This window comes from Brevibacillus composti (assembly GCF_016406105.1).
Taxonomy (GTDB): Bacteria; Bacillota; Bacilli; order Brevibacillales; family Brevibacillaceae; genus Brevibacillus; species Brevibacillus composti.
Genome location: NZ_CP066308.1, coordinates 2,763,081 through 2,770,000, shown reverse-complemented (window position 1 = coordinate 2,770,000; position 6,920 = coordinate 2,763,081). Strand labels below are relative to the sequence as shown.

General features: G+C 55.5%; 5 protein-coding genes and 6 tRNA genes (1 of these 11 only partly in view). 9 read left to right on the top strand and 2 right to left on the bottom strand.

Annotation, left to right across the window (positions count from 1 at the left end; all coding sequences use genetic code 11):
• From JD108_RS14125 to JD108_RS14090, 8 genes are all read left to right on the top strand, one after another.
• A tRNA-Trp gene (locus tag JD108_RS14125) sits at positions 1-72 on the top strand; it begins 2 nt to the left of the window's first position.
• A 26-nt stretch (positions 73-98) separates the two neighbouring features.
• Positions 99-174 (top strand) — tRNA-His (locus tag JD108_RS14120).
• Positions 175-180: 6 nt separating this feature from the next.
• Positions 181-254, top strand: a tRNA-Cys gene (locus tag JD108_RS14115).
• Between the two features lie 10 nt (positions 255-264).
• Positions 265-341 (top strand) — tRNA-Arg (locus JD108_RS14110).
• A 14-nt stretch (positions 342-355) separates the two neighbouring features.
• Positions 356-437 (top strand) — tRNA-Leu (locus JD108_RS14105).
• 12 nt (positions 438-449) lie between these two features.
• Positions 450-526, top strand: a tRNA-Glu gene (locus JD108_RS14100).
• Between the two features lie 264 nt (positions 527-790).
• Positions 791-2,029 carry a glycosyltransferase family 2 protein gene (locus JD108_RS14095; RefSeq protein WP_198826690.1) on the top strand — a complete coding sequence of 413 codons (1,239 nt, stop codon included), beginning with the start codon at positions 791-793 and terminating at the stop codon, positions 2,027-2,029.
• 141 nt (positions 2,030-2,170) lie between these two features.
• Positions 2,171-3,133 carry a tRNA modification radical SAM protein MnmL/YtqA gene (locus tag JD108_RS14090; protein WP_198826689.1) on the top strand — a complete coding sequence of 321 codons (963 nt, stop codon included), beginning with the start codon at positions 2,171-2,173 and terminating at the stop codon, positions 3,131-3,133.
• Between the two features lie 128 nt (positions 3,134-3,261).
• Here JD108_RS14090 and JD108_RS14085 read toward each other — a convergent pair whose 3' ends face one another.
• On the bottom strand, positions 3,262-4,041 hold the full coding sequence (locus JD108_RS14085; protein ID WP_228728147.1) for a glycerophosphodiester phosphodiesterase: 780 nt from the start codon (positions 4,039-4,041) through the stop codon (positions 3,262-3,264).
• A gap of 353 nt (positions 4,042-4,394) precedes the next feature.
• Here JD108_RS14085 and ablB point away from each other — a divergent pair, with 353 nt between their 5' ends.
• Positions 4,395-5,240, top strand: coding sequence for a putative beta-lysine N-acetyltransferase (gene ablB / locus JD108_RS14080; RefSeq protein WP_198830128.1), 846 nt, complete (start codon positions 4,395-4,397; stop codon positions 5,238-5,240).
• A gap of 3 nt (positions 5,241-5,243) precedes the next feature.
• Here the strand turns inward: ablB and JD108_RS14075 are convergent, their stop codons facing one another.
• Positions 5,244-6,803 (bottom strand): PucR family transcriptional regulator, encoded by a 1,560-nt coding sequence (locus JD108_RS14075; protein ID WP_198826688.1) that lies wholly within the window; start codon positions 6,801-6,803, stop codon positions 5,244-5,246.
• Positions 6,804-6,920: the final 117 nt, after the last annotated feature.

The following is a 6,920-nucleotide window of genomic DNA, read 5'->3' as shown; positions in this document are numbered from 1 at the left end:
GGGCATAGTTTAAAGGTAGAACGAAGGTCTCCAAAACCTTTGGTGTGGGTTCGATTCCTACTGCCCCTGCCAAAGTACAACATTTTTTTCATGTCGTGGCGGTCGTGGCGAAGTGGTTAACGCACCGGATTGTGGCTCCGGCATTCGTGGGTTCAAGTCCCATCGATCGCCCCATGCTAAGGGAGTATAGCCAAGTGGTAAGGCACGGGTCTGCAAAACCTTCACCCCCGGTTCAAATCCGGGTACTCCCTCCATCTATCATACGTCCCAGTAGCTCAGCTGGATAGAGCAACGGCCTTCTAAGCCGTCGGTCGGGAGTTCGAATCTCTCCTGGGACGCCATTACCAACAAATTTGCGGTCGTGGTGGAATTGGCAGACACACCATCTTGAGGGGGTGGCGGGGCGACCCGTGCGAGTTCGAGTCTCGCCGACCGCATCTTGGATTTACGGCCCGTTGGTGAAGCGGTTTAACACAGCAGCCTTTCACGCTGTCATTCAGGGGTTCGAATCCCCTACGGGTCACCATTTTTGGCATACCTTTTTGTAGCAAAGCCTTTCTTCACAGGGCTTTTTTTTCTGTTCACGTATCATGTTTCCGAATAGAACGACATAAAGCTGGGAATGGTGATAAAAGCGCTCCTATTTTCCCACTTTTGATTCATTGCGATCTGACCGATTTTGAGGTAAACTCCCAATGGAGAGAAAGAGAATAGGTAAAAATCGGAAAAACACACACCACCTAAATCACAACAAAAAAATAAAAAAGATTTAGGTCGAGGAGAAGAATCCATGAGTGTATTAAGAGAGATCATTGAGGGATTGTTCATCGGATTTACCACTACGGTTGGTGTCGTCGGTACGTACCAGACATTGGTGTCGAGTGCAGGGCTGTTCCGCAAAAAGGAGCAGGTCACGCATGAACCGCAGAAAACATTTGCCGTATTGGTTGCAGCACACAATGAGAGTGCCGTAATCGCGCCGCTCATTGAAAATTTGAAAAAACTGGATTACCCCCGCGAGATGTACGACATCTTTGTCATTTGCGACAATTGCACCGACAACACAGCGGAGATCGTACGGGAGCACGGTGCATACGCATGCGAGCGTTTCGACTCCTCCAAGCGCGGGAAAGGTTATGGCATCGAATGGATGTTGGAAAAACTGTGGATGATGCCGAAACAGTACGATGCTGTCGTCATGTTTGACGCAGATAATCTGGTTGAGAAAAACTTTCTGCAAGTGATGAATGACCGCTTGTGCAAAGGTGCTCGCGTCATTCAAGGGTATTTGGATTCGAAAAACCCGTTTGATTCGTGGATAACGCTTTCGTATGCCGTAACGTACTGGTTTACAAACCGGATGTGGCAGTTGGCCCGCCATAATTTGGGGCTGCCGAACACGCTGGGCGGCACGGGGCTTTGCATCGAGAGCAATTTGCTGAAAGAGATGGGCTGGGGCGCTACCAGCTTGACGGAGGACCTGGAGTTTGCCACCCGTTGTATCGAGCGGGGGATCTATCCGACATGGGCTCATGATACAAAGGTATGGGATGAGAAGCCGATTGATCTGAAGGCTTCCATGCGCCAGCGGTTGCGCTGGATGCAGGGCCATTACGACGTCGCCGGCCGCTACATCGGATCGGTGCTGAAAAACGGCCTGCTGAAAGGGAAGCTGGGGATGCTGGATGCGGCATTCTACCTCTTCCAGCCGATGTATGTGTTGATGGTGTCGATGATGTCCTTTCTCTTCATGGGCCGCTTTTTTGAGATCGACCTGTTTATGCCGGTAGCGACGCTGTTGCCGACCTGGCTGATCTACGGCACGACAGCGGTCTTTTATCTGCTGCCGCTGCTCGCGCTCTATCTGGATAAGGTGCCATGGAAAGGATATCTGGGGCTGCTGCTCCTGCCCTTCTTTTTCCTAACGTGGCTGCCGATCATGTTTTATGCCTTCTTCACGAAAAAGAACCAGACATGGAGCCATACCTCGCACACACGTGCCATCCGGATCGAAGAAATTCAACAATAGCAAGCCGACTGCAAAACCACAGGGGTCTGCCCTGTGGTTTCCTGTCTTGCTCGTCGCATAAGCCCCCTCCTATTTGCTATAATGGGAGGTGGTTGTCAAAATCAAAGGCACAAACTCACCACCAGGAGGGGATCAGTTGTAATGAATGTACGGACGACACCGTTGGAAGTCCCCCAGTTGTGGGGGGATAAACGTTATCATACATGGAACTACCATCTTCGCCAGACGTTTCAGGAAAAGATCTTTAAAGTGCCTCTGGACGGGGGCTTCAGCTGCCCGAACCGGGACGGGAGCGTCGCGACCGGGGGCTGCACATTTTGCAGCGCCAGGGGGTCGGGCGATTTCGCCGGAGATCGGCGCATGGATCTGGAGCGGCAGTTCCACGATGTGAAGAACCGCATGCATCAGAAGTGGCCCCATGCCAAATACCTCGGCTTTTTCCAGGCCTACACCAATACGTATGCGCCTGTGGAAGAGCTGCGCGAGATGTACGAGGTGGTCCTAATGCAGGAGGGGGTCGTCGGGCTGTCGATTGCGACCAGACCGGACTGCTTGCCGGACGACGTCGTGGAATATCTGGCGGAGTTGAATGAGCGCACCTACCTCTGGGTGGAGCTGGGACTGCAGACGATCCATGAACGCACCGCTCAACTGATCAACCGCGCGCATGACTACCAGTGCTACCTGGATGGCGTGGAAAAGCTGCGCAAGCATAATATCCGCGTATGCTCCCATATCATTTACGGATTGCCGGGAGAAACGCACGAGGACATGATGGAGACCGCGAAGGCCGTAGCCCATCTGGATGTGCAGGGGATCAAAATTCACCTGCTCCATCTGCTTCGCAAAACGCCGATGGTCAAGCAGTATGAAGCGGGATTGCTGGAATTTTTGACACAGGAAGAATACACCAAGCTCGTGGCGGATACCCTGGAAATCCTGCCGCCGGAAATGATCGTGCACCGCGTCACCGGCGATGGACCTCCTGACCTGTTGATCGGGCCGATGTGGAGCCGCAAAAAATGGGAAGTCCTGAACGGCATTGACGCCGAGCTGGTGCGGCGAAACAGCTGGCAAGGGAAGCACTATACGCCTTGCCGGTAAAACGTTACGCGCCTGGTCCAAACGGCTAGAGGGTGGCGTACAGTCATAGGAGACTGTGCAGCCACCCTCTTTTTTTGTGCCATCTAGCTGCGGGCGAGATCCGCTTGCGAGCAAGGACAAAGGCTCGGCTACGGAGCAAGCTGCGCCAATGCTTTTCGGGCTCTCCCCGGATAATTGGTGATGATGCCGTCTACCCCCATTTGCGCGGCAGCCTGTATGCGGGAAGCAGAGTCCAGTGTCCAGCCGAGCACGCGAAATCCGTTCGCCTGCGCCTCCGCAACCAGAGACGGACTCAGCTGATCCTCGGGCACATGCAGCTCATCCGCTTGATACTGCGCCCCCACCTCCCAGGGGTGCTGCAGCGGACCGACGTACAACAGGCCAGTCTTGATCCGGGGATCCAGCTTTTTTACCGTAAGCAGGCTGTTAAAGTTAAACGAAGAAACGACGGTGCGCTCCGCCAGATCGTACCGGTGAATCAGCTCGATGACAGATTCCTCGAGATGCGGCTGGGGGTGAAAAAAGTTTTTCAGCTCAATGCAAAAACGCAGGGAAGTCGGCGCGAACGTGTGCAGCACCTCGCGGAGGGAGGGAATGCGACGCGGTCGATTCCGCTGGGGGTGTCCGTGCCCTTTGTCGGCACGCAGCTTCTTCAGCTGTTCCCAGGTGTGATCGCGAATCGCTCCAGACCCGTTCGTCGTCCTCTCCAGACGGTGATCATGGATGACCACCACCTTGTCGTCCTGGCTCAGCTGAACGTCCAGTTCGATTCCGTCTGCACGGCGTTTCCGTGCGGCGTGAAAAGCCTCCATGGTATTTTCCGGATGGCGACCGGAAGCACCGCGGTGAGCATAGATCAGAGGGATCACCAGAGCTTCCTCCTCCCGTTTCACCAGATCTTGACCCATCCAATGGCTCCTACTTCCATACATATGTAAAAAGCCCCTCTCTACGACCTGTCGAGAGGGGAATCCACTTTTTCAGGAACACGAACAAAGAACGATGACGAGCAGAATAAACAGTACCAGCACGAGGGTGTTATTGTTGTTCCTGCAGCTCATCCCAACCTCTCCTTTCCCATGGCCACATACCTTATCGTATGTGGCGGGGTGACAGATGGCGATGGTTGATTGCCCGCTTGCGTCAGACGGGAAGAGGGACAGCCGATTTATACAGTATGGAGAATGCCACCAGGATTCAGCATGATACAATAACAAGTATAGCTGACACAGTGAAAAAGGAATGGAAAGGCGTGATCTTGATGCTGGATGTATCAGGAATGATCGCAGCAGGAGATTTTGTCATCGACGATCGCAACAAACGAATAAAGATCCATCAATACGACGCCGAGGAGATGGAGTCGCTCCATGAATCGATGCTGAAAGCGGCGCAACAGTCCGAGGCGAGCAAATTGATCGTATATGCAAAAAAGTGCGATATCCCCGCATGGGAGCGCATCGGATACCGCTTGGAGGGGACGATCGACGGTTTTTTCCGGGGAGAACATGCTCATATGATGGCGTGCTTCCTGACAGCGGAACGGGCCGAATCGAAAAACCGCCAACAGGCGGAGGAGATCCTGCAGCTCAGTCTGTCTAAGGCTGGAAGCGGCGGCCCCAAGCCGCTGCCGGAAGGGTACACGCTGCGAGCGGCTGCCGAAGCGGACGCTCCCGAGCTGGCCCGCTTGTACAAAACCGTTTTTCCGACGTATCCGACTCCGATGGACGATCCCGCCTATGTGCGCAAAACGATGCAGGAGTCCACTTATTACCTGGTGGCGGAGCGCGAGGGAAAAATCGCCTGTGCCGCTTCTGCCGAGGTGACGGAGCGATTTGGCTCGGCGGAGCTGACTGACTGCGCCACGCATCCCGATCATGCGGGAATCGGCTTGCTTCAGCCAATTTTTTCCGCCTTGGAGACAAAAATGGAGGAGATGGGGATCTACTATCTCTACACGCTGACTCGCGCCCTGTCGGCCGGAATGAATATAACGGCGGCGAAGCACGGGTATCAGTACAGAGGCCGCCTGGTCAATAACTGCACGATTTACTCCGGTTACGAGGATATGAACATCTGGGTAAAGTCTCTGCGGCCCACCCGGGAGTAAGCCTCACATCGTTTCCGGATAGAGCATTTCCTGGAGCCGGCGGGCCATCAGCGCGAGCTGCAGCTGCCAGCGCTGGTGGGCGTCGTCCAGATCGAAGCCGGTCTTTTCCCTGATCTGCGCCAGCCGGTAGGTCAGCGTATGGCGGTGGATATAGAGTGCCTGCGCGGTCTTGAGTCCGTTTCCGTTGTGCTTAAGGTACATGTCCAGCGTCTCCAAAAGCTGATGATGATGCTTGGAATCATAGCCGAGCAGAGCGTCGAGCAGCGGCCGCCAGAGGGCCTCCAGCCGTTCCGGATGCTGGTGGTACGGGAAAAGAAACTGGTAGCCGCGCATCTGCTGATAGGAGAGCAGCGCGGGAGATTGCGCCAAAAGGGGATAAGCCTGCAGGGCAAAGCTGGCCTCTTCTGCCGCATCCTTGAGCTCGGTCAGGCTTCCGCGCGGACTGCTCAGGGCGAGGCGCAGCGCTCCTCCATGCTCCAGCCTGTCCCAGCGGGCGGCAAACTGCTCCAGCAGCTGCAGGCTGACCGGATCATGGGGCACGATGAACAAGAGCGAGGACGGCCTCTCCCGAAGCAAAAAGGATCGCTTGTGCGGGTCGAACAGGCGCTTCATCAGCGTGATGCAGGTCTGGTGCAGCATAGAGCCCGGCCGCTCCGGCGTCTCGTCGACCTGGATGGCGGCGACCAAATGGGAGCCCGTCAGCGGATAGCCCAGCATGCGGCAGCGGCTTTCCAACTCGGCTTGCGGAATCTCTTTGCCGCTGAGCAGTTCCTCCACAAAATCACCTTTCAGCCGCCATTCTGTGGCGGCTACGGCATTTTCCTTGATGTACTCCATCGCACACAGGGTGGCCGCGTGTTGCAGGGCCACGTCATCCAGCTCTTTCCACTCGCTTTGCGGCTTGGACAGACGGAGGGAGCCGAACATTTCCCGATGGGCACGGATCTCGACGGAGTGGGTCTGCACGCGCTCCTGCTCCTGCCGCTTTTCCGCGTGAGAAGCATCGTCTCCCTCCTGCTGGCCGTACACCTTGAAGCCGAGGGCGTCGGTCAGCGAGACGCGTCCGCCGGTCAATGCGGCCAGCTTGTCGACGATCGCGGGCAGACCGCCCCGGGAGAGGGCCGCTTCAATCATCTGGGTATGGATCGCCTGCGAATAGGCAAGCGTTTCGAACTGTCGATTGATGATCGGTTGCAGGATTGCCTTGGTAATTGTCGAAAAGTTCAGTTCAACAGGAATTTCCATGAGCGGCAGCTGGTACCTATCCGCCTGCTCGATCAGGTCGGGGGGGATCTCCCGCAGATAGAAGCCGGTGTGGAAAGCGATGCCGCTCAGCTTCCGTTCGGCCAGAGCAGGGATCAGCGAAGCGCGCCGCTTCTCATTATCCGCGAGGCCGAATCCGGTCGTGATCAAAAATTCTCCTTCTTGCAGCCGTCCTACATCCTCCAGCACCTCGACGATCGTCACCCAGCGGATCGGCGTATCAATCCCGCCGGCTCCGCCGACCAGGCGTATATGGACCATGTCCGGGAGTTGCAGCGCTTCACGGATCGTAATCGTCATTTCAGATTCCCCCTCGAGATCTCTTATACAAAATGTATAAAACATTCCGTCACTTTGTCACGCTTTTTCTTGCAGCCAGTCGAATGGCATCCCGCTGTCCTTCCGCTACGATTAGGG

Excerpts from the sequence above, each read along its gene's own strand:
- JD108_RS14085 (WP_228728147.1), bottom strand. The coding sequence starts at position 4,041 with ATGGGTCAAGATCTGGTGAAACGGGAGGAGGAAGCTCTGGTGATCCCT.
- JD108_RS14075 (WP_198826688.1), bottom strand. The coding sequence starts at position 6,803 with ATGACGATTACGATCCGTGAAGCGCTGCAACTCCCGGACATGGTCCAT.
- JD108_RS14095 (WP_198826690.1), top strand. The coding sequence starts at position 791 with ATGAGTGTATTAAGAGAGATCATTGAGGGATTGTTCATCGGATTTACC.
- JD108_RS14090 (WP_198826689.1), top strand. The coding sequence starts at position 2,171 with ATGAATGTACGGACGACACCGTTGGAAGTCCCCCAGTTGTGGGGGGAT.
- ablB (WP_198830128.1), top strand. The coding sequence starts at position 4,395 with ATGCTGGATGTATCAGGAATGATCGCAGCAGGAGATTTTGTCATCGAC.